Source organism: Pseudomonas sihuiensis, from assembly GCF_900106015.1.
GTDB lineage: Bacteria > Pseudomonadota > Gammaproteobacteria > Pseudomonadales > Pseudomonadaceae > Aquipseudomonas > Aquipseudomonas sihuiensis.
The window spans coordinates 4,853,982-4,872,911 of record NZ_LT629797.1; the positions used below are offsets into that span (position 1 = coordinate 4,853,982).

Below are 18,930 nucleotides of genomic sequence, written 5' to 3' on the forward strand. Positions count from 1 at the left end.
ATCCAGAAAAGCTGTGGATAATTCTGTGGGGAAGCTCTGTGATGCCAGCTCGAGGCCTGTTTCCGCGGGCTTTCTGGGTATCTGGTCAGCTTTTGCCCAGGACACCTGCTCGCCACTGAAAAATGCTTTGAAATGAATTGCTTGAGCGAGAAGTCAAGGCTTCTGAGCATGTCTGGACAGCCACTGGCCGGTTATCCACGAAAGCCGTGGATCAAGCTGTGGATAAGCTTGGGGAAAGCCGGCCTCGACTGCGCCCGGCAAGGGGCGCAGACGATTGATGAGAAAGTGAGCGTTTTCTTAAGCGGACTGCGGTTTGCGCAGGGCCTGCCACAGACGGGTGGCCAGATTGACCAGCGGTACGCTGAGCAAGCCGGCGACGACACCCAGCAGGGCATTGAGCAGCGTCGGCACCACCGCCGAGAGCAGGTGGCCGGCATCACGCGCGACCCATTCGGCGGCGAGATGTACGGCGCTTTCCACCGGCGGCAGGCCATGACTGAGGATGCCGCCGCCGACCATGAACATGGCCGCTGTGCCGATCACCGACAACGCCTTCATCAGCCAGGGGGCCAGGCGCAGGATGCCGCGGCCGCAGGCCTGGGCGAAGGCGCTGGTGCGCTGGCTGAGGTAGAGCCCAGCGTCGTCGAGCTTGACGATGCCAGCCACCAGGCCATAGACGCCGACGGTCATCAGCAGGGCGATGCCGCTGAGCACCAGCACCTGATTGAGGAAACTGGCAGTGGCGACGGTGCCCAGAGTGATGGCGATGATCTCCGCGGAGAGAATGAAGTCGGTACGCACGGCGCCGCGAATCTTGTCGCGTTCGAATGCCACCAGGTCGACGGCAGGGTCGGCGATGGCTTCCAGGTGTGCCTGTTGTTCGTCATCCTCATGCTTGTGCAGCAGTTTGTGCAGCAGCTTCTCGGCGCCTTCGTAGCAGAGGAACAAACCGCCGAGCATCAACAAGGGCACCACCAGCCAGGGCGCCACGGCGCTGATCAGCAGCGCCGCCGGCACCAGGATCGCCTTGTTCACCAGCGAGCCCTTGGCCACGGCCCAGACCACCGGCAGTTCGCGATCCGCCTTGACCCCGGTGACCTGCTGGGCATTGAGCGCGAGGTCGTCGCCCAGCACGCCGGCGGTCTTGCGTGCGGCGATCTTGGTCATGGTGGCGACGTCGTCGAGTACCGTGCTGATGTCGTCGATCAGGGCGAGCAGGCTGCTTCCGGCCATTTTGCGGCTTCCATGAGAGAGAAGCCGCAGAGCGTAGCATTGTGTTACATGTCTGCGTACAGGTTCAGACGGGCGCGCGATCCACCCACTTCGGCGCCGCGCTGGGGCGCCATTCGCTCAGGGCATCGAGCAGGTTCTGCGGGTCGCCTGCGATCTGTAGCATCTCGCGGTGCTGTGGGCGAACGAAGCGCTCGGCGACCAGATGATCGAGGAAGTCGCCGAGTTTGCTGTAAAAACCGTTCACCTCCAGCAGGCCCAGCGGTTTGGCGTGGTAACCCAACTGGCCCCATGTCCATACCTCGAACAGCTCTTCCAGGGTGCCGAGGCCGCCGGGCAGGGCGATGAAGGCGTCTGACAGTTCGGCCATGCGCGCCTTGCGTGCATGCATGCCGTCCACCACTTCCAGGCAGGTCAGGTTGCGATGGCCGATCTCGGCGCGCTCCAGGCTTTGCGGGATGATACCGATCACTTCGCCACCGGCGTTCAACGCCGCATCGGCGACCACACCCATCAGGCCGACGGCGCCGCCACCATAGATCAGGCGAATGCCGCGCTCGGCCAGGTGCTGGCCGAGCGCTTCGGCAGCCTCGCGGTAAACGGGACTGGCGCCAGGGCTGGCACCACAGAAGACACAGACACTATGCAGGGACATGCAACGACTCCTTGGGCAAATAAGCCAAGGGTAACCAGCCGCTGCGTTCGCACCAAGTATCAGTGCCGCGTATCAATGCCGCAGGTGGCGCAGGCGTAACTGGCGAGCAATTGCTTGAGCAGATCGTTGAGGTACATGGCGCGGCTTCCTGACGCGGGGACATGTGGTTCAGGCTAGTCCCGTTGCTGGCGCCGCGCCGTTAGATTGTTTCGATGATGGCAATAGTCGCGGCTCGCTCAGACCAGTTCCATCGCACTCATCCCGGCCAGACCCAGCAGCACCACGCCGCAGGCTGCGTAAGTCAGGCGGTGCCAGAGCAGCGACGCGGCGCGGCGAAACCAGTCCACCAGGCCGGCGCAGATGAAGCACCAGAGCAGCGAGGACACCATGAAGCCGGCGAAGAACACCGCCAGGTGCGTCGGCGTTGGCTGGGCAACGCCAATGGCCGCCATCGCCCCGCCCATGGCGGCCCAGTAGACGATGTTCTGCGGGTTGGTCAGCGACAGCGCAGCGCCAGCGGCGAATGCGCCTCCGGCCGCGACCTGACCATCGTCGCTGGGTTGCGGCGGGCGATGGGCGTCGCGCAGCGACTGGTAGCCGAGCCAGGCCAGATACAGTGCGCTGGCCAGGGTCAGCGGGTAACGAATCTGTGCGCTGTCGAGCAGCAGCGCCAGGCCGGTCAGGCCCAGGGCGGCCCAGGTAGCATCGCCCACCAGCGAGCCGATCTGTACCAACAATGCCGGTTTGTAGCCGTCACGCAGCCCACGGCGCAGGGTTTCGCTGAAAACGGCACCTGGCGCGGCGTTGAAGACGAAGCCGAGGAGCATGGCGGCGAGGAAGAAACTGAACATGAAGTGTCCTTACGAGAAGAGGCAGGGCAGGGAAGCGTGAGGTTCATAGCAGGTGGCGTGCCAGACGCCGATAATAAAGTTTTCCACGGGGTCTGTGGATATCTCTGTGGTTAAGCTGGTAGTGCTCCTCTGCTGGCCTCGTCGTGCGTTGCTCCGGCCATGCTGACGAATATTTGAGCAACGGAATTTTTCCTTTGTACACAGTGGGTTGACAATTGGAAGGGAATTTTTCGGGCTGTTGTTGGTTGTCCACGATGTCTGTGGATAGTTTTGTTGGTAAGCGCTGTAAGCATTGCTGAGGGCTCGATTTGGCGGGTCTTTCAGCGCTTTGCTGGTTTTTTGATCAGCGCCTTTGAAGACTCGAGCGAGAGCGAAGGCGGGTCGGTTTGTCCAGCGTTTTCGCCGGCTGCTCTGTGGGCACAGCAGGTTATCCCCGGATTCTGTTGGCAGGTCTGTGGATAAGCTGGTGGCAAGGCCACCAAGCGCCTGTCGGGCGGGCTCGAAGACCAAGTGGCGAGTTGCTCGCCATCATTGTGGCTGCAGCGCGCCGAGCTGTGTGGAGCGGCCGAGCAGCTGCAAGGCGCGATCCGGGTAGTCGGTGATCAGACCGTTGGCGCCCATTTCCAGTAATCGCCGCATTTCCGGCTGTTCGTTGATTGTCCACAGCTGTACGTGCAAGCCACGCGTCTGTGCATTGCCGATGAGGCGCGGGGTGGCCAGGGTCAGGCCGCTGTGCTGGGGCGGAATCTGCAGTACCGGGTAGGAGGGTGATAGCAGGTCGCTCAGACCCAACCAGTTCAGCGCCAGCAACAGGCGCACCGAAACCGGTCCGGCCGAGGTGGCGACCTCCGGACAGAGCTCACGAAAGCGCTTGAGGCTGCGCTCATGAAAGCTGCCGACGATGACCCGATCGAGTTGGTCATAAGCCGCCAGCATTTCGCAGAGCACAGCTTCCATGCCGACATCGGGCACCTTGATTTCGAGCGCCTTGGGGATCAATGGGAAGCGCTCGAACACCTCTTCCAGCGCGGCGATGCGCGTACCCTGGCCACGGTAGGGATAGCTCTGGCCGCCATCGGCCGTCCATTTGTAGCCGGCATCGAGCGCTTGCAGTTCGGCGAGGCTGAAGTGCGCGACCGGGCCCTGGCCATTGGTGGTGCGTTCCAGGGTTTCATCATGGATCACCACCAGCTTGGCGTCCTGACTCAGGTGCAGATCCATCTCCAGCATGTCGACGCCGAGAGCAGCGGCGCGTTCGAAGGCGAACAGGGTGTTCTCCGGCCATAGCCCCTTGCCACCGCGATGGGCGATCACCAGAGGGCGTTCGCCGAGGTCTTCGAGCACCGCAGGCATGCTCGCCTGACGGCTGGTCAGCGTCAGTACCAGCACGATGATGCCGATCAGCAGCAGCGGGACGAGCAGAAATCGGGTGAAGCGCAGCATGGGCCGGGTCTCGAAAGCGGTTCGGGACTTTGTGCCCCAGCGCAGGGGGCGTTGGCAAGTGCTGTGGTGGCGGTCGGTAAGGTACGTCGCGCACCGCAGTGTTCGCGATGGACGAGTCGACATCGGGCACCCTACCGATTGCCGGCGCTTAGCTGGCCAGCAGCCAGACGCCAGTGGCGGCTGACGCAGCGCCAGCGATGCGCACCAGCGGTGCGGCCGCTCGCGGCAGAAATCGCACCAGGGCGAAGCCGACAGCGTGCAGTGCTGCGGTGGCGACGATAAAGCCGATGGCGTAGCCGAAGGGGCTGGCCAGGTCCGGCAGCTCCAGGCCGTGGGCGACGCCGTGGGTCAGGGCAAATACTGCGGTCAGGGTCATGGATGCGGCCATTGGCAGGCGCGCCGCCACGGCCACCAGCAGACCGAAGGCCAGCACCGAACCGGCGATGCCGGTTTCCATCAGCGGAATTTCCACCCCGGCGAAACCCAGCAGGCCGCCGATCAGCATGCTGCCGACGAAGGTCGCCGGCAGCGCCCAGCGTGCTGCGCCACTCTGCTGCGCGGCCCACAGGCCAACGGCGAACATCGCCAGTAGGTGATCCAGGCCAAACACCGGGTGGGCCAGGCCGGCCATGATCCCGGAGTCACCATGCCCTGGGTGGGCGAAGGCCAGCGCCGGGGTGCAGAACAGGGCGATGGCGTAGAGGGTTTTGCGCAGATTCATGTGGATCTCCTTGAGGTGGAATCAGGCCGCCGTGAGCATGCCCTGGCGTTCTATGAAGGCGATGATCTCGTCGAGACCCTGGCCGATTTTTTGATTGCTGAAGACGAAGGGCTTGTCGCCGCGCATCTTCAGGGTGTCGCGCTCCATCACCTCCAGCGAGGCGCCGACCATGGGGGCCAGGTCGACCTTGTTGATCACCAGCAGGTCGGACTTGCAGATGCCTGGGCCGCCCTTGCGTGGCAGCTTGTCGCCGGCGGATACGTCGATCACGTAGAGGGTCAGGTCGGACAGCTCGGGGCTGAAGGTGGCCGACAGGTTGTCGCCGCCGGACTCGACGATGATCAGGTCCAGGCCAGGGAAGCGGCGGTTGAGCTGCTCCACGGCTTCCAGGTTGATCGAGGCGTCCTCGCGGATAGCGGTGTGCGGACAGCCGCCGGTTTCCACGCCGATGATGCGCTCGGGCTCCAGGGCCTCGTTGCGCACCAGGAACTGGGCGTCTTCCTGGGTATAGATATCGTTGGTGACCACGGCGATGTTGTAGCGCTCGCGCAGGGCGCGGCACAGGGCCAGGGTCAGGGCGGTCTTGCCGGAACCGACCGGGCCGCCGATACCGACACGCAGAGGTTGGCTGTTCATGTGCTGATGTTCCTCGTCAGGAGCGGAAGAGACGCGAGTACTGGCGTTCGTGCGCCATGCTCGCCAAGGCCAGGCCGAAGGCGGCACTGCCCCAGTGTTCGGGAGAAAGACTGGCGGCCTGCTGCTGGGCGGCCTCGAGCGTTGGCAGCAGGCGGCTGGTCAGGCGCTGGGCGGCCTGCTGGCCCAGCGGCAGCACCTTCATCAGGACGGCCAGCTGGTTTTCCAGCCAGCCCCAGAACCAGGCGGCCAGGGCATCCTCCGGGGTGATCTGCCAGGCGCGCGCGGCCAGAGCCCAGGTCAGGGCCAGGCCCGGTTCGTCCTGGGTTGCGAGCAGTTTACGCGCCGCCTTGTCCAGCTCGGGCAGGCCTTCGAGCAGTTGCCGCAGCGAATAACCCATCTGCCGGCTTTCCAGAGCCAGCTCGCGGGTTTCACGACTGGCGCGGTGCTGTTCGGCCAGCGCCTGCAGGTGCGGCCAGTCACCCTCGTGTGCAGCGCGGCAGTGAGCCAGCAGTAGCGGCGCTTCGAAGCGGGCGAGGTTGAGCGTCAACTGATCGGCCAGCCAGCGCTCGGCGGCGTCGGCATCCTGGATCAGGCCGCTGTCTATCGCCCACTCCAGGCCTTGCGAGTAGCTGTAGCCGCCAATCGGTAACTGCGGGCTGGCCAGACGCAGCAGAGCCCAGGCGGGTTTCATGAACTGGCCCCGATACGCGCGGGCGACGGCGCTTGGCTCACTTGCGCACACCGAACTGGTGCAGGCGCGGGCCGTAGTTGAACTCCTCGTCGCCATGATGGGAGTGATGGTGACCGCCGCCATAGGCGCCTTGCTCGGGCTGGTAGGGCGCTTGGACGGCTTCGACCGTGGCGCCGAGCTGCTCCAACATCGCCTTGAGTACGTAGTCGTCGGGCAGGCGCAGCCAGCCGTCACCCAGTTGCAGGGCGACATGGCGGTTACCCAGGTGGTAGGCGGCGCGCATCAGCTCGAAGGGGCTGGCGCAGGTGACATGCAGCAGCGGCTCGGCTTTGGCACGCACGCGCACGATGCGTCCGTCCTTGGCTTGCAGGCATTCGCCGTCGGCCAGTGCCGGCTGGCCGCGCTCGAGAAACAGGCCGACTTCTTCACCGCTGGTGGTGAAACAGCGCAGGCGGCTTTTGCTGCGCGCTTCGAAGGTCAGTTCCAGTTCAGCGTCGCAGGTATTTTGCGGCGCGATTCGGGCGTGGATCACCAGCATCTGTGTTTATTCCGGGTCAATGTGCCCGGAAATAGTGCAAGTGGCTTGCCAAGGCCGGAGAGTGGCGCAAGGCAGCGCATTTCTGCGCGCTGTGGATAACTTGGCAAGGCGGTCAGGATTTATTTGGTGCGTTTTCGCTGTTAGCGCACAATTGTGGTGCGCGCTACTCGGAAGGCTTGCCCAGGCCCAGCCAGTGCTTGCCACCGACCATGATGAAGCGCAGCTGCTGAATGACCTTGGCTTCTGCCGTGAGGTGCGCCGGCAGAGTTTCAGCGGGCGGGTCGATCAGTTCGGGCAGGGTGGCGAATACCGTCTTCACCACCAGATCCGACACCACGTCGAGCGCTGCATCATCGAGGTGCGGCATGCGATTCATCAGCTTGAGGTCGGCGGCCAGGTCGCTGGTGATGCGTTCGCGCAGGGCCGCAACGGCCTGGCGCACCGGTTGCGAACCGCCGTACTGCTCGCGGGCGAGAAAGAGGAACTGAGCGCGATTGGCAGCCACTTCGGCAAGGAAGATACGCACCGAGGCGTCGATCATGCCGCGCATCTCGAACTCATGGCGGCGCACCTGGCGGATCGCCGCACGGAAGGTTTCGCCCACCTCTGCCACCAGCGCCAGGCCCAGTTCGTCCATATCGGCGAAGTGACGATAGAAACCGGTGGGCACGATACCGGCAACGCGCGTCACCTCGCGCAGGCTCAGGCTGCCAAAGCCACGCCCGCTCTCCATCAAGGTAAGGGCGGCGTCCATCAGGGACTGGCGAGTCTGCTGCTTCTGTTCGGCGCGTGGCGTCATGCGAAATCGGGTCATTGAGCGATGCCGCACTCTAGCAAATGCACGGCGCCAGCGTCGAACCGCGCGGATGTAGTTCGGTGAACGACTGTTGACTGAAATGCAGGCTATCTGTCAGCCTTGTGCACAAGTGTTCACTGGAATCCATTCATGGCTCTGCTTTCCCTGTCACTGGCGCGGCATGTCGCTCGCGGTCTGCAACCGCTGCGCCGGCTCTGTGCGGTCGGTTGGTTGCGTGAGGCAGATGTCGATCTGTGCTTGCGCCTGCTACACCCGGCACTGCGCCTCAATCGCGTGTTCGCCCAGGTCGAGGCGCGCCGTTGGGTGGCCGACGACATGCTGGTACTTGAGCTGCGCTGCAACGGCAATGCGCAGGACTGGCGAACCGGGCAACACGTTCAGCTGTATCTGGAGCAGGACGGCGTGCGTCACGGGCGCAGTTACAGTCTCACGTCAGTGGCTGCCGACGGGCGCATCGAGCTTGCGATCAAACGCCAGCCGGGCGGGCGCCTGTCCAATTTGCTGCTCGATCATCTGGAGGTGGGTGAGGTGGTCGAGTTGGGTCAGGCATTTGGCGATTTCGCCTGGCCGCAGGAGCAGAATGCGGTGTTGCTGCTGGCGGCTGGCAGTGGCATCACGCCGTTGCTCGGTTTGTTGCGTGATGCACTGGCGCGTGGCTTTTCTGCGCCGGTGACGCTGCTGCATCAGGTACGTCGCCGGGGGCAGCAGGCCTTTGCCGAAGAGCTGCAGGCGCTGGCTGCGCGTTACACCAACTTCCAGGTGCGCTGGGCCTTCAGTGGTGAGGATGGTGGCCGCCTGACGGCCGAACAGCTGGCGGCGCTGCCGGGCGCGCACCTGTTGATATGCGGCCCGCGTGGTTTCGTCGATCAGGCGTGCGGCTGGTGGCGCGACGCCGGGCGCGGGTGCAGCCTGCAGGCGGAAAGCTTCAGCCCACTGCCGGTGCTGGCTGAGGCCGATACCGGCGAGGTTCGTCTGCGCTTTGCGCGCAGCGGCCAGCAGGTTTCGGGCAACGGCAACGCCAGCCTGCTGGAGCAGGCCGAGGCCAGCGGGCTGCGCCCGGCTCATGGCTGTCGCCAGGGCATCTGCACCAGCTGCACTTGCCTGCTGCTGGCCGGCACGGTGCGCGATCTGCGCAGTGGTGAGCTGTTCGCCGAGCCCAACCAACCCATTCGCCTGTGCGTCAGCGCCCCGCATGGGGATGTGGAGATCGACCTGTGAGCAATCGTCCTGATCGTGAGTTGACCCCTGCCGAACTCGAAGCCTTCGGTCAGGAGCTGGACGCTCTGCGCCAGCGCACCCTGGCTGATCTGGGCGAGGCCGATGCGTGCTATATCCGCCGTGTGCGTGGTGTGGTGCGCCTGTGCTGCTGGAGTGGCCGTGGGCTGCTGATGTTCGGCTGGTTCCCGCCGACCTGGCTGCTCGGTACCTTCTTGCTGGGGCTGGGCAAGATTCTCGAGAACATGGAGCTGGGCCACAACGTGATGCACGGCCAGTATGACTGGATGAACGATCCAGAATTCGCCGGTCGTCAATACGAATGGGACATCGTCGGGCCCGCCGATTTCTGGCGGCATACGCATAACCACGTGCATCACACCTACACCAACGTGCTGGGCATGGACGATGACGTCGGCTATGGCGTGGTGCGCCTGTTCCCCGAGCAACGCTGGAAGCCGTTCTACCGCTGGCAACCCTTGTGGGTGACGATCCAGGCGCTGCTTTTCCAGTACGCCGTGGCTATCCAGCACCTGCGCCTGGACAAGCTGGTGAAAGGCCGCATCAGCAAGGAGGAAGTAAGGCCGCTAGCGCGTCAGTTCGGCGCCAAGCTGGCGCGGCAGTGGGGCAAGGACTATCTGGCGTTTCCGCTGCTGGCCCTGCTGCTCGGCGCCAATGTACTGGCCGTACTGACCGGCAACCTGGTGGCCAATCTGCTGCGCAATCTGTGGACCTTTCTGGTGATCTTCTGCGGTCACTTCACCGAGAAGGCGGCGGTGTTTGCACCCGAAGTATTGGAAGGGGAGACGCGTGGGCACTGGTACCTGCGCCAACTGCGCGGCTCGAGCAACCTGTCCGGTGGGCCGCTGCTGCATATTCTGACCGGCAACCTCAGCCATCAGATCGAGCATCATCTGTTCCCCGATCTGCCGGCGCGGCGCTATGCCGAGCTGGCGCGTGAGGTGCGCCTGATTGCCCAGCGCTATGGCCAGCATTACAACTGCGGCACCTTGTGGGGGCAGTTCGCGACCGTGCTGCAGCGCATCTGGATCTACCGCTTGCCCGCGACAGGAACGGCGTGACTCGCGTGAAAGGCATAAAAAAGCCCGGCATGCGCCGGGCTTTGGGGGGTGACGCCAAGGCTCAGGCAGTGTGGCCACGCTGCTTGATCAGGCGATCGGAACCGCCCTCGGCCAGTTGAATGCGCTGGGCACCAGGGGTGCGCTCGTAGCCACCTTCTGCCAACTGGATGCGCTGGGCGCCCGGGGTACGGTCGGAGCCGTCTTCAGCCAGCTGCAGGCGTTGCGCGCCGGGAGTGCGATCATAACCGCCTTCGGCCAGCTGAACGCGCTGAGCACCCGGAGTACGCTCATAGCCGCCCTCTACCAGTTGGATGCGTTGGGCACCAGGGGTGCGCTCATAGCCACCCTCGGTCAGTTGGATGCGTTGAGCGCCCGGCGTGCGGTCGGAGCCGTCTTCGGCGAGCGGTGCGATGGGTTGCTGTTGTACCTGGCTGTCCTTGGCTTCGCCCACCAGAGGGAAGGGCGCGCTGCTCGATGCGGCGAATACGTGGGTAGTGATCAGACTAAGGGCCAGAGTGGCGAGGGTCAGTTGAGCTTTCATGTCGATGTCTCCTTGGGGAGTAATAAGTGGCGTCGGAGTGAATTCTTGAGGACATGAGCGCAGATAAGAACTTGACTGGCCTGATAGTGAACATCGACCTCCTCAATACTCGATCGGAAGGCTCTATTTCGGGGCTTGTGGGCGGTCGTCACGCGTCGCGACGAATGTTTAGCCAAGCATCGCGCTGAATGCCGCGCGCGCGTATGCTTGGCGACCCTTGCGGGTCGTGCTCGATCCGTCCTCTTTTGCAGTTCCCTGGAGGCAGGCTCAGCAATGCTCGCGGCTCAGGCAATTTTGCCGATCTTCGCTCTGATCGTTCTCGGCTATCTGCTCGGCTGGCGCCAGTGGCTCACCAACGAGTCGGCGGCCGGTCTGGCCAACATCACCTTCAAGTTGTTCATGCCGACGCTGCTGTTCGCCGGCATCGCCAAGGCATCGCTGGCCGAAGGTCTGTCGCCAATGTTGCTGTTGGCCTATTACCTGCCGGTACTGCTGGTGTTCGTCACGGTCAACGCGTTGGCGCACTGGCGTCGTGGTACGGCAACGCCGCTGGGATTGGTGGCGGCGTTCTCCAACAACGTGCTGGTGGGCATCCCGCTGATCGCCAGCCTGATGGGCAACGACGGCCTGCTCTATGTCTTCGCCATCCTGGTGTTCCACAGCCTCACGCTGTTTTCCCTGCACAGCTTCTACGCCGCCTTTGGCAGCCAGGAGCGGGTCGATACGCGCGCGTTGCTGAAGAACCTGGCCAACCCGATGATCATCGGCCTGGGATTGGGCGCGTTGCTCAATCTGTCCGGGCTGCAGGTGCCGGAAAGCCTGTGGCGGGCGATTACCTGGCTCGGCCAGGCCGCACTACCTTGCGCGCTGATCGTCCTCGGCGCCAGCCTGTCGCGTTACCGCCTGCGCCCGACCGGCGAGGCCTGGGGCGTGGCGTTGGCCAAGCTGCTGCTGTTCCCGGCGCTGGTCTGGTGGCTCAGCGGCCAGCTGCCGGGCCTGAACGACACGGCGCGCAGCGTGCTGGTGCTGCTCGCAGCCTGTCCCAGCGGGGTCAACGTGATGGCCTTTGCTCGTAGCGCCGAAGACAGCCGCAGCGTCAGCGCGGCGATCTCGCTGTCCACGCTGCTGGCGGCGGTTTCCCTGCCGGCGTGGATGCTGCTGGTGGGGTTCTGAGTGCTGCGCCAGGCGATTCCCTCTTCCGGGCGATAGGCGTGTTCGCGGTGGCCGGCTAGCATCGCGCTTCCGATCCATTCAGGACTGCCCAGATGAAACGCCTCGCCCATGTGCTGCTCGGCCTGCTGTTGGTGTTCGGGTTGACCCTTGCCGCCTTCATCGCGCTCAACTGGGCTCCGGATCGCTCGCTGGACGAACTCAAGACGCGCTGGGCGCCACCGCCTTCGCAGTTCGTCGACATCAATGGAATGTCGGTGCACCTGCGTGACCAGGGACGGCGCGATGATCCCGAGCCCATCCTGCTGTTGCACGGCACCTCCGCCAGCCTGCACACCTGGGAAGGTTGGGTAAAGGAGCTGGCCAAGCAGCGTCGCGTGATCAGCCTGGACTTACCCGGTTTCGGCCTGACTGGGCCATTTCCCGATGGCGATTACCGCGTCGAGCACTACACAGGCTTTCTCCGCAGTCTGCTCGATCATCTGCAGGTGAGCCGTGTAGTGCTGGTCGGCAACAGTTTCGGCGGCCAGTTGGCCTGGCGCTTTGCCCTGGCCCATCCTGAACGCAGCGCGCGTCTGGTGCTGGTGGACGCCGCCGGCTATCCGCGCAACGCCGAGTCGGTGCCGATAGGCTTTCGTCTGGTCGGCATTCCGGCCTTGGCGCCAGTGATGAGCCGGCTGTTGCCACGCAGCATGATCGAGTCGAGCGTGCGCAATGTTTATGGCGATCCAGACAAAGTCGATGACGAACTGGTCGAGCGTTACTACCAGCTGACTCTGCGTGCCGGCAATCGTCAGGCCTTGCGTCAGCGCTTCGCCCAGGCCCCCGGTGGCGAGCTGCACGAGCGCATCGGCGAACTGCAATTGCCGACGCTGATCATCTGGGGCAGGCGTGATCGCCTGATTCCGCCGGGCAATGCCGAACGTTTCGCCGCTGACATCGCCGACAGCCAGTTGGTGCTGTTCGACGACCTCGGCCATGTGCCCCAGGAAGAGGAGCCGCAGCGCACCGTTGCGGTGCTCGTTGCCTTTCTGCAGCGCTGAGGCTCTAGCGCGGTACTTTCCAAGCCTTTGATTTTGTTCGTGGAAGCGCTGGCGGTTAATGGCTGGCGCGTTTCCTGCTATGGCCAGGCGGGGCGGTTGGCTTTGGCGAATCTTCGTCTAGGCTGACGAGATAACGAACAAAAAAGCAGGAAACTGCATGCGCAAGGGCATTAGAGCTTTCGTCCGGGTCGTGGACGCATTCAACCGGAGGGTCGGGCGTTTCGCCATGTACCTGATCTTCGCCATGCTGGCGGTGCTCCTGTACTCCTCCATCAGCAAGACCTTCTTCACGCCATCGATCTGGACCCTGGAAAGCGCGCAGTTCCTCATGGTCGCTTACTTCCTGCTCGGCGGCGCCTACTCGATGCAGCTCGATGCCCACGTGCGCATGGACCTGGCCTACAGCCACTGGTCGCCGCGCACCCGCGCTGTGGTCGACGCGATCACCGTGGTGATGCTGATCTTCTACCTGGTGATGCTGCTGATCGGCGGCGTCTCCTCCACCGAATACGCCCTGGAATACCAGGAAACCAGCTACTCGGCCTGGTCGCCCTATATGGCGCCGATCAAACTGGTGATGTGCTTCGGCATCTTGCTGATGTTGCTGCAGGCCATCGCCACCTTCTTCAAGGATTTGTACGCAGCCCGTGGGGAGACGCTCTGATGAGCTACGAGCTGATCGCACTGTTGATGTTCTCCTCGATGATGCTGCTGCTGCTCACCGGCAAGCGCGTGTTCGGCGCCATCGGCTTCGTCGCCGCCGCCGCGGCGCTGCTGCTGTGGGGCGACGGCGGCTCGGAGATGGCCTTCAGCGCGGCGATGAAACTGATGAAGTGGTACCCGCTGCTGACCCTGCCGATGTTCGTGTTCATGGGCTACATGCTCTCCGAGTCCGGCCTGGCCGAAGACCTGTACAAGATGTTCCACGTGTGGATGGGGCCGCTGCCGGGCGGGCTGGCCATCGGCACCATCGGCCTGATGGTGGTGATCTCGGCGATGAACGGGCTGAGCGTGGCCGGCATGGCCATCGGCGCCAGCATCGCCCTGCCCGAGCTGCTACGCCGCGGCTACGACAAGATCATGGTCACCGGGGTGATTCAGGCCGGCAGCTCGCTGGGCATCCTCATCCCGCCCAGCGTGGTGCTGGTGCTGTACGGCATGATCGCCCGTCAGCCGGTCGGCCAGCTGTGGCTGGCCGGGGCCATTCCCGGGCTGCTGATGGCGAGCCTGTTCGCCCTCTACATCGTCGTGCGCTGCCGCCTGCAGCCGCAGCTCGGCCCGCCCCTGGCCGAGGCCGAGCGGTTGCAGGTCAGCCGCCGGGAAAAGCTGTTGCTGCTGCGCGCCGGGCTGGCGCCCCTGTTCATCTTCTTCGCCATGACCGGGTTGTTCCTGCTGGGCTACACCAGCCTGGTGGAAAGCTCCGCGGTCGGCGCCGCCGCCGCCATGCTGATGGCGCTGGTCAAGCGCCGGTTGAACCGCCAGGTGATGGAGGAGACGCTGCGCAAGACCCTGGCCATCAGTTGCATGTTCATGTGGATCATCCTCGCCGCGCTGTGCTTCGGCGCGGTGTTCGACGGACTCGGCGCGGTGCGTGCGATCGAGGGCTTCTTCGTCGACAGCCTGCACCTGGGGCCCTGGCAGATCCTCATCATGATGCAGCTGTCGTTCATCATCATGGGCATGTTCCTCGACGACACCGCCATGCTGGTCATCGTCGCGCCGCTCTACATCCCGCTGGTCGGCGCGCTGGGCTTCGACCTGGTGTGGTACGGCGTGCTCTACACCATCACCTGCCAGATCGCCTACATGACCCCGCCGTTCGGCTACAACCTGTTCCTCATGCGCGCCATGGCCCCGCCCGAGGTGAGCCTGCGCGACATCTATGTCTCGGTCACCCCCTTCGTGCTGGTGATGATCCTGACCCTGATCCTGGTGATGATCTTCCCGCAGCTGGCGCTGTGGCTACCGCAGCTGCACTACGGTGGCTGATTTTCGGAAATCGGCGCGCCCCGCGCGCCAGCAGTCGAGCCGGCGCCTGCCGGTCACTGGTGAGGCCGCCGCGGTGCACGCGGCGGCAATAAGCGGTTGTATTGCATCTGCATCGACACTATTGGAGAGACCAGCATGAGTACGAGACGCGATTTCCTCAAGACCGCCGCGGTCACCACCGGTGCCGTTGGCACCGCTAGCCTCGGTTCGTCGCACATCTATGCCGCCGAGCCGAAGAAGATCACCTGGCGCCTGCAGACCTACGCCGGCCCGGCGCTGGCCGAGCACGTGATCAAACCGTCGATCGACGCCTTCAACAAGGCCGCCAACGGCCAGATGGAGATCCAGCTGTACTTCGCCGACCAGTTGGTGCCCACCGGCGAGCTGTTCCGCGCCATGCAGCGCGGCACCATCGACGCAGTGCAGAGCGACGACGACTCCATCGCCGCGCCTGTGGACGTCTCGGTGTTCGGTGGCTACTTCCCCTTCGCCACCCGCTACAGCCTCGACGTGCCGGTGCTGTTCGAGCAGTACGGCCTCAACGAGATCTGGGCCGAGGCCTACGGCGAGGTCAAGGGCGTCACCTGGCTCGGCGCCGGCGCCTGGGACCCCTGCCACTTCGCTACGGTGCAGCCGATCACCAAGCTCGAACACCTCAAGGGCAAGCGCATCTTCACCTTCCCCACAGCCGGCAAGTTCCTCGCCCGCTTCGGCGTGATTCCGGTGACCCTGCCCTGGGAAGACGTCGAGGTGGCGATCCAGACTGGAGAGCTGGACGGCATCGCCTGGTCCGGCATCACCGAGGACTACACCGTCGGCTGGGCCAACGTCACCAAGTACTTCCTCACCAACAACATCTCCGGTGCCTGGTGCGGTTCCTACTTCGCCAACTCGGACAAGTGGGCGGAAGTGCCGGAGCACCTCAAGACCCTGTTCAAGCTGTGCATGGATAGCTCCAACTACTACCGCCAGCACTGGTACTGGGGCGGCGAGGCGCAGCTGCGGGTCGAGGGCGGCAAGCTTGAGCTGACTTCCATCCCTGCAGAGGAATGGGCCACGGTGGAAGCCGAGGCGCTGAAGTTCTGGGACGAAATCGCCAAGACCAGCCCGCGCTGCGCCAAGGTGGTGGATATCTTCAAGAAGTACAACGCACTGATGGCCAAGGCCGGGGCGCCTTATCGTTGATGTCATTTGAGTGAGCCAGAGCGCCCGTACCGAGCGGTACGGGCGCGGTTCTATCCCGCACAGCATCGCGCCAGCCAGATTTTTCCCGCCGCTTCCCTGCCATCCCGGCAATCCTGTACCACACTCTATGAGCCTGAAACGGACGCTGTCACACGCGTCGTGCTGCGCTCGTGCGTCGTCGGCCTTGCCTGGCCGGTCATGGATGCCCAGCTCTTCGCTGAACCCGCCCGCGATAACAACAAGACACAGGGGTTAGCATGTTCAAACCACGGGATGTAAAGACCCTGGGCGATGCCCGGCGCATCGTCGAGGAGCGTGGCCTGAGCCACGTCAAGGTCGGTCTGTTCGACAACGATGGGGTGATGCGCGGCAAGTACATGAGCCGCAGCAAGTTCTTCTCCGCCCTTGAGCACGGCTTCGCCTTCTGCGATGTGGTGCTCGGCTGGGACGTCAAGGATCAGCTCTACGACAACGCCCAGTACACCGGCTGGCACAGTGGCTACCCGGACGCACCGGTGCGCATCCTGCCGCATACCTGCCGCGAGATTCCCTTCGAGAACGGCATGCTGCTGTTTCTCGCCGAGTTCGATCAGCAGGCCGAGGCGGTGTGCCCGCGCGGTACGTTGCGGCGGGTGATCCAGCGCTGCCAGGACATGGGGTTCGAGCCCTATGCCGCGCTGGAGTACGAATTCTTCATGTTCGATGAAACCCCGGACTCGGCACGGGCCAAGGGTTTTCGCGATCTAAAGCCATTCACGCCGGACTGGTTCGGCTACTCGATGATCCGCAACTCGGTGCATGCCGAGCTCTATCACCAGATTCTCGAAATGGGTGAGGCGATGGACTTCCCCATCGAGGGTCTGCACACCGAGACCGGGCCGGGCGTGCTCGAGGCGGCCATCGCCTATGACCGCGCCGAGGCGGCGGCGGACAAGGGCGCGCTGTTCAAGACCTTCATGAAGGTACTGGCCCAGCGCAACGGGCTGATGGCTACGTTCATGGCCAAGTGGTCGGGCAAGTACCCGGGGCAGAGCGGGCACATCCATGTTTCGCTGCGCGACCGTGCAAGCGACAAGTCGGCCTTCTACGACCCCGATCAGGCGCACAACATGAGCAAGCTGCAGCGGCATTTTCTCGCGGGGCAGCAGCGTCTGATGCCGGAATTCCTGTGCATGGTGGCGCCGACCCTGAACAGCTATCGGCGCCTGATCCCCGGTTTCTGGGCACCCACCGACGCCACCTGGGGTGTGGAGAACCGCACCGCGGCGCTGCGGGTGATCCCCGGCAGCGACAAGTCGCAGCGCCAGGAGTACCGCCTCGGCGCTGCCGACGGCAATCCCTTTCTGGCCTTGTCGGTGGCCATCGGCTCGGGCCTGTACGGAATCATGCAGCAGTGGGAGCCGACCGCGCCGGTCAGCGGCAACGCCTATGCGGTCAAGCACCCCGAGGAGCTGGCGTTGCCGCGCACGCTGTGGGACGCTGCGCAGCGCCTGAAGGGCTCGCAGGCCGCCCGCGAGCTGTTCGGCGATGCCTTCGTCGAGCACTTCGCCGCCAGCCGCGAATGGGAAGAGCGTGAGTACCGTCGCCATGTCAGCGATTGGGAGCTGGATCGCTACTTCGAAATCATCTGATTCCACCGTCCGTAGCCCGGATGTAATCCGGGGCGGTTTCGTCGAGTGTCCCGGATTGCATCCGGGCTACATGGGCAAGGTTTCTGGAGCACCTTATGAGCAAGCTGCAATGCATTTCCCCCATCGACGGCTCGGTCTACGTCGAGCGTCATCTGGCGTCCAATCCCGAGGTGCTGGTAGCGCTGGCCAAGGCCGAGCTGGCGCAACAGGCCTGGAAGCAGACGCCGCTGCGCGAGCGTATCGCTATCGGCCGGCGCGCCATCGAAGCCTTCGCTGCGCGTGAGGCGCAACTGGCCGAAGAGCTGTGCTGGATGATGGGCCGGCCAATCCGTTACGCCGCTGGCGAGATACGTGGCTTCGTCGAGCGTGCCAGCCATATGGCGGATATCGCCGAGGGCTCGCTGGCCGACATCCGCCTGCCGGAAAAGGCCGGCTTCACCCGTTTCATTCGCCGTGAGCCATTGGGCCTGGCGTTGATCATCGCGCCCTGGAACTACCCCTACCTGACCGCCGTCAACGCGGTGATGCCTGCGCTGTTGGCGGGCAATGTGGTGTTGCTCAAGCACTCGGCGCAGACGCCGCTGTGCGCCGAACGCATGGTCGAAGCCTTCGCCGAAGCTGGCCTGCCCGAAGGCGTATTCCAGTACCTGCACCTGAGCCACGGCGAGACCGAAGCCTTGATTCGCTCACCCAGTATCGACCACGTTGCCTTCACCGGTTCGGTGCCCGGCGGAGCCATGGTCGAGCGTGCTGCTGCCGGGCGCTTCATCAGTGTAGGGTTGGAACTGGGTGGCAAGGACCCGGCCTACGTCCGCGCCGACGCCGATCTGCAGCACGCGGTGGAAACTGCCATCGACGGCGCCTTTTTCAACTCCGGGCAGTCCTGCTGCGGGATCGAGCGCATCTACGTGCATGAGTCGCTGTACGAGGAATTCGTAGAGCGTGCCGTGGCGCTGGTGCGCCAGTACAAGCTGGGGCGTTCGGACGATCCTGAGACCACCCTGGGCCCGCTGGTGCGTGCCGAGGCTGCCGATTTCGTCCGCGCGCAAATTGCCGAAGCGATCGAGCAGGGCGCCAAGGCGCATATCGATCCGGGCGAGTTTCCATTGGATGCGCCAGGCACCCCCTACCTGGCACCACAGGTGCTGACCAACGTCACCCATGAAATGCGCGTGATGACCGAGGAATCCTTCGGCCCGGTGGTGGGCATTCAGAAGGTCGCCAGCGACGAGGAAGCGCTGGCGCTGATGAACGACAGCGAGTTCGGCCTGACCGCAGCCATCTTCAGTCGCGACGCCGACGCTGCCATGGCTTTGGCTGATCGGGTCGAGGCCGGCACGGTGTTTCTCAACCGCTGCGACTACCTCGACCCTGGTCTGGCCTGGACCGGGGTTAAGCACTCCGGGCGCGGCTGCACCCTGTCGCGGGTCGGCTACGAGCAACTGACCCGGCCAAAATCCTTCCACTTCAAGACTCAGCTGTGAGGCGCACG

At 64.1% G+C, this 18,930-nt stretch carries 19 protein-coding genes; 9 read left to right on the forward strand and 10 right to left on the reverse strand.

The features are described 5' to 3' along the window. Positions 1 to 297: 297 nt before the first annotated feature. The 9 genes from BLT86_RS22715 to fabR form a co-directional block, all read right to left on the reverse strand. Positions 298 to 1,233, reverse strand: a complete 936-nt coding sequence (locus BLT86_RS22715) for a DUF808 domain-containing protein (protein ID WP_021487890.1) — start codon at positions 1,231 to 1,233, stop codon at positions 298 to 300. A 64-nt stretch (positions 1,234 to 1,297) separates the two neighbouring features. Further along, positions 1,298 to 1,885, reverse strand: coding sequence for an LOG family protein (locus BLT86_RS22720; protein WP_092379792.1), 588 nt, complete (start codon positions 1,883 to 1,885; stop codon positions 1,298 to 1,300). A gap of 236 nt (positions 1,886 to 2,121) precedes the next feature. Then, complete coding sequence (locus BLT86_RS22725; protein ID WP_074913825.1) at positions 2,122 to 2,736, reverse strand: LysE family transporter; 615 nt, start codon at positions 2,734 to 2,736, stop codon at positions 2,122 to 2,124. 528 nt (positions 2,737 to 3,264) lie between these two features. Next, complete coding sequence (locus tag BLT86_RS22730) at positions 3,265 to 4,179, reverse strand: glycerophosphodiester phosphodiesterase (protein WP_074913826.1); 915 nt, start codon at positions 4,177 to 4,179, stop codon at positions 3,265 to 3,267. A gap of 148 nt (positions 4,180 to 4,327) precedes the next feature. Next, positions 4,328 to 4,900, reverse strand: coding sequence for a HupE/UreJ family protein (locus BLT86_RS22735; RefSeq protein WP_072423251.1), 573 nt, complete (start codon positions 4,898 to 4,900; stop codon positions 4,328 to 4,330). Between the two features lie 21 nt (positions 4,901 to 4,921). Then, positions 4,922 to 5,536, reverse strand: a complete 615-nt coding sequence (ureG, locus tag BLT86_RS22740; protein ID WP_003246865.1) for an urease accessory protein UreG — start codon at positions 5,534 to 5,536, stop codon at positions 4,922 to 4,924. 16 nt (positions 5,537 to 5,552) lie between these two features. After that, complete coding sequence (locus BLT86_RS22745; RefSeq protein WP_092379794.1) at positions 5,553 to 6,227, reverse strand: urease accessory protein UreF; 675 nt, start codon at positions 6,225 to 6,227, stop codon at positions 5,553 to 5,555. Positions 6,228 to 6,264: 37 nt separating this feature from the next. Next, positions 6,265 to 6,765, reverse strand: coding sequence for an urease accessory protein UreE (ureE, locus tag BLT86_RS22750; protein ID WP_072423249.1), 501 nt, complete (start codon positions 6,763 to 6,765; stop codon positions 6,265 to 6,267). Positions 6,766 to 6,928: 163 nt separating this feature from the next. Further along, positions 6,929 to 7,564 (reverse strand): HTH-type transcriptional repressor FabR, encoded by a 636-nt coding sequence (gene fabR, locus BLT86_RS22755; protein ID WP_072423248.1) that lies wholly within the window; start codon positions 7,562 to 7,564, stop codon positions 6,929 to 6,931. Positions 7,565 to 7,711: 147 nt separating this feature from the next. Here fabR and BLT86_RS22760 point away from each other — a divergent pair, with 147 nt between their 5' ends. Then, positions 7,712 to 8,800 (forward strand): ferredoxin reductase, encoded by a 1,089-nt coding sequence (locus BLT86_RS22760; protein WP_092379796.1) that lies wholly within the window; start codon positions 7,712 to 7,714, stop codon positions 8,798 to 8,800. Then, positions 8,758 to 9,879 (forward strand): fatty acid desaturase family protein, encoded by a 1,122-nt coding sequence (locus BLT86_RS22765; protein ID WP_196446607.1) that lies wholly within the window; start codon positions 8,758 to 8,760, stop codon positions 9,877 to 9,879. Before BLT86_RS22760 ends, BLT86_RS22765 begins: the two co-directional genes overlap by 43 nt. Before the next feature lie 61 nt (positions 9,880 to 9,940). On the opposite strand, the gene BLT86_RS22770 is transcribed toward BLT86_RS22765, so the two are convergent. Then, positions 9,941 to 10,420 (reverse strand): hypothetical protein, encoded by a 480-nt coding sequence (locus tag BLT86_RS22770; RefSeq protein WP_017678705.1) that lies wholly within the window; start codon positions 10,418 to 10,420, stop codon positions 9,941 to 9,943. Between the two features lie 273 nt (positions 10,421 to 10,693). Between BLT86_RS22770 and BLT86_RS22775 the strand changes: the two genes are divergently transcribed. The 7 genes from BLT86_RS22775 to BLT86_RS22805 all read left to right on the forward strand — a co-directional run bounded on the left by BLT86_RS22775 (position 10,694) and on the right by BLT86_RS22805 (position 18,922). Continuing rightward, entirely contained in the window at positions 10,694 to 11,593 is a 900-nt protein-coding gene (locus tag BLT86_RS22775) for an AEC family transporter (protein WP_017678706.1), read from the forward strand. 92 nt (positions 11,594 to 11,685) lie between these two features. Next, entirely contained in the window at positions 11,686 to 12,633 is a 948-nt protein-coding gene (locus BLT86_RS22780; protein ID WP_017678707.1) for an alpha/beta fold hydrolase, read from the forward strand. Positions 12,634 to 12,790: 157 nt separating this feature from the next. After that, the gene (locus BLT86_RS22785; RefSeq protein WP_021487901.1) at positions 12,791 to 13,297 is read left to right on the forward strand and encodes a TRAP transporter small permease subunit; all 507 of its coding nucleotides are present in this window, start codon (positions 12,791 to 12,793) and stop codon (positions 13,295 to 13,297) included. Further along, a complete protein-coding gene (locus BLT86_RS22790; RefSeq protein WP_017678709.1) occupies positions 13,297 to 14,622 on the forward strand; it encodes a TRAP transporter large permease in 1,326 nt (441 codons plus the stop codon). The genes BLT86_RS22785 and BLT86_RS22790 overlap by 1 nt, the downstream gene beginning before the upstream one ends. Before the next feature lie 135 nt (positions 14,623 to 14,757). Beyond that, positions 14,758 to 15,807 (forward strand): twin-arginine translocation signal domain-containing protein, encoded by a 1,050-nt coding sequence (locus BLT86_RS22795; RefSeq protein WP_017678710.1) that lies wholly within the window; start codon positions 14,758 to 14,760, stop codon positions 15,805 to 15,807. Between the two features lie 257 nt (positions 15,808 to 16,064). Then, positions 16,065 to 17,438, forward strand: a complete 1,374-nt coding sequence (locus BLT86_RS22800) for a glutamine synthetase family protein (RefSeq protein ID WP_017678711.1) — start codon at positions 16,065 to 16,067, stop codon at positions 17,436 to 17,438. Between the two features lie 95 nt (positions 17,439 to 17,533). After that, the gene (locus BLT86_RS22805; RefSeq protein WP_017678712.1) at positions 17,534 to 18,922 is read left to right on the forward strand and encodes an aldehyde dehydrogenase family protein; all 1,389 of its coding nucleotides are present in this window, start codon (positions 17,534 to 17,536) and stop codon (positions 18,920 to 18,922) included. Positions 18,923 to 18,930 lie beyond the last annotated feature (8 nt).

Bases quoted from the DNA above. Each gene is read 5' to 3' on its own strand.
- BLT86_RS22760 (WP_092379796.1), top strand. From the start codon at position 7,712: ATGGCTCTGCTTTCCCTGTCACTGGCGCGGCATGTCGCTCGCGGTCTG.
- ureG (WP_003246865.1), bottom strand. From the start codon at position 5,536: ATGAACAGCCAACCTCTGCGTGTCGGTATCGGCGGCCCGGTCGGTTCC.
- BLT86_RS22725 (WP_074913825.1), bottom strand. From the start codon at position 2,736: ATGTTCAGTTTCTTCCTCGCCGCCATGCTCCTCGGCTTCGTCTTCAAC.
- BLT86_RS22805 (WP_017678712.1), top strand. From the start codon at position 17,534: ATGAGCAAGCTGCAATGCATTTCCCCCATCGACGGCTCGGTCTACGTC.
- BLT86_RS22780 (WP_017678707.1), top strand. From the start codon at position 11,686: ATGAAACGCCTCGCCCATGTGCTGCTCGGCCTGCTGTTGGTGTTCGGG.
- BLT86_RS22770 (WP_017678705.1), bottom strand. From the start codon at position 10,420: ATGAAAGCTCAACTGACCCTCGCCACTCTGGCCCTTAGTCTGATCACT.
- BLT86_RS22735 (WP_072423251.1), bottom strand. From the start codon at position 4,900: ATGAATCTGCGCAAAACCCTCTACGCCATCGCCCTGTTCTGCACCCCG.
- BLT86_RS22730 (WP_074913826.1), bottom strand. From the start codon at position 4,179: ATGCTGCGCTTCACCCGATTTCTGCTCGTCCCGCTGCTGCTGATCGGC.
- BLT86_RS22745 (WP_092379794.1), bottom strand. From the start codon at position 6,227: ATGAAACCCGCCTGGGCTCTGCTGCGTCTGGCCAGCCCGCAGTTACCG.
- BLT86_RS22800 (WP_017678711.1), top strand. From the start codon at position 16,065: ATGTTCAAACCACGGGATGTAAAGACCCTGGGCGATGCCCGGCGCATC.
- BLT86_RS22715 (WP_021487890.1), bottom strand. From the start codon at position 1,233: ATGGCCGGAAGCAGCCTGCTCGCCCTGATCGACGACATCAGCACGGTA.
- BLT86_RS22795 (WP_017678710.1), top strand. From the start codon at position 14,758: ATGAGTACGAGACGCGATTTCCTCAAGACCGCCGCGGTCACCACCGGT.
- BLT86_RS22785 (WP_021487901.1), top strand. From the start codon at position 12,791: ATGCGCAAGGGCATTAGAGCTTTCGTCCGGGTCGTGGACGCATTCAAC.
- fabR (WP_072423248.1), bottom strand. From the start codon at position 7,564: ATGACGCCACGCGCCGAACAGAAGCAGCAGACTCGCCAGTCCCTGATG.
- ureE (WP_072423249.1), bottom strand. From the start codon at position 6,765: ATGCTGGTGATCCACGCCCGAATCGCGCCGCAAAATACCTGCGACGCT.
- BLT86_RS22720 (WP_092379792.1), bottom strand. From the start codon at position 1,885: ATGTCCCTGCATAGTGTCTGTGTCTTCTGTGGTGCCAGCCCTGGCGCC.
- BLT86_RS22790 (WP_017678709.1), top strand. From the start codon at position 13,297: ATGAGCTACGAGCTGATCGCACTGTTGATGTTCTCCTCGATGATGCTG.
- BLT86_RS22775 (WP_017678706.1), top strand. From the start codon at position 10,694: ATGCTCGCGGCTCAGGCAATTTTGCCGATCTTCGCTCTGATCGTTCTC.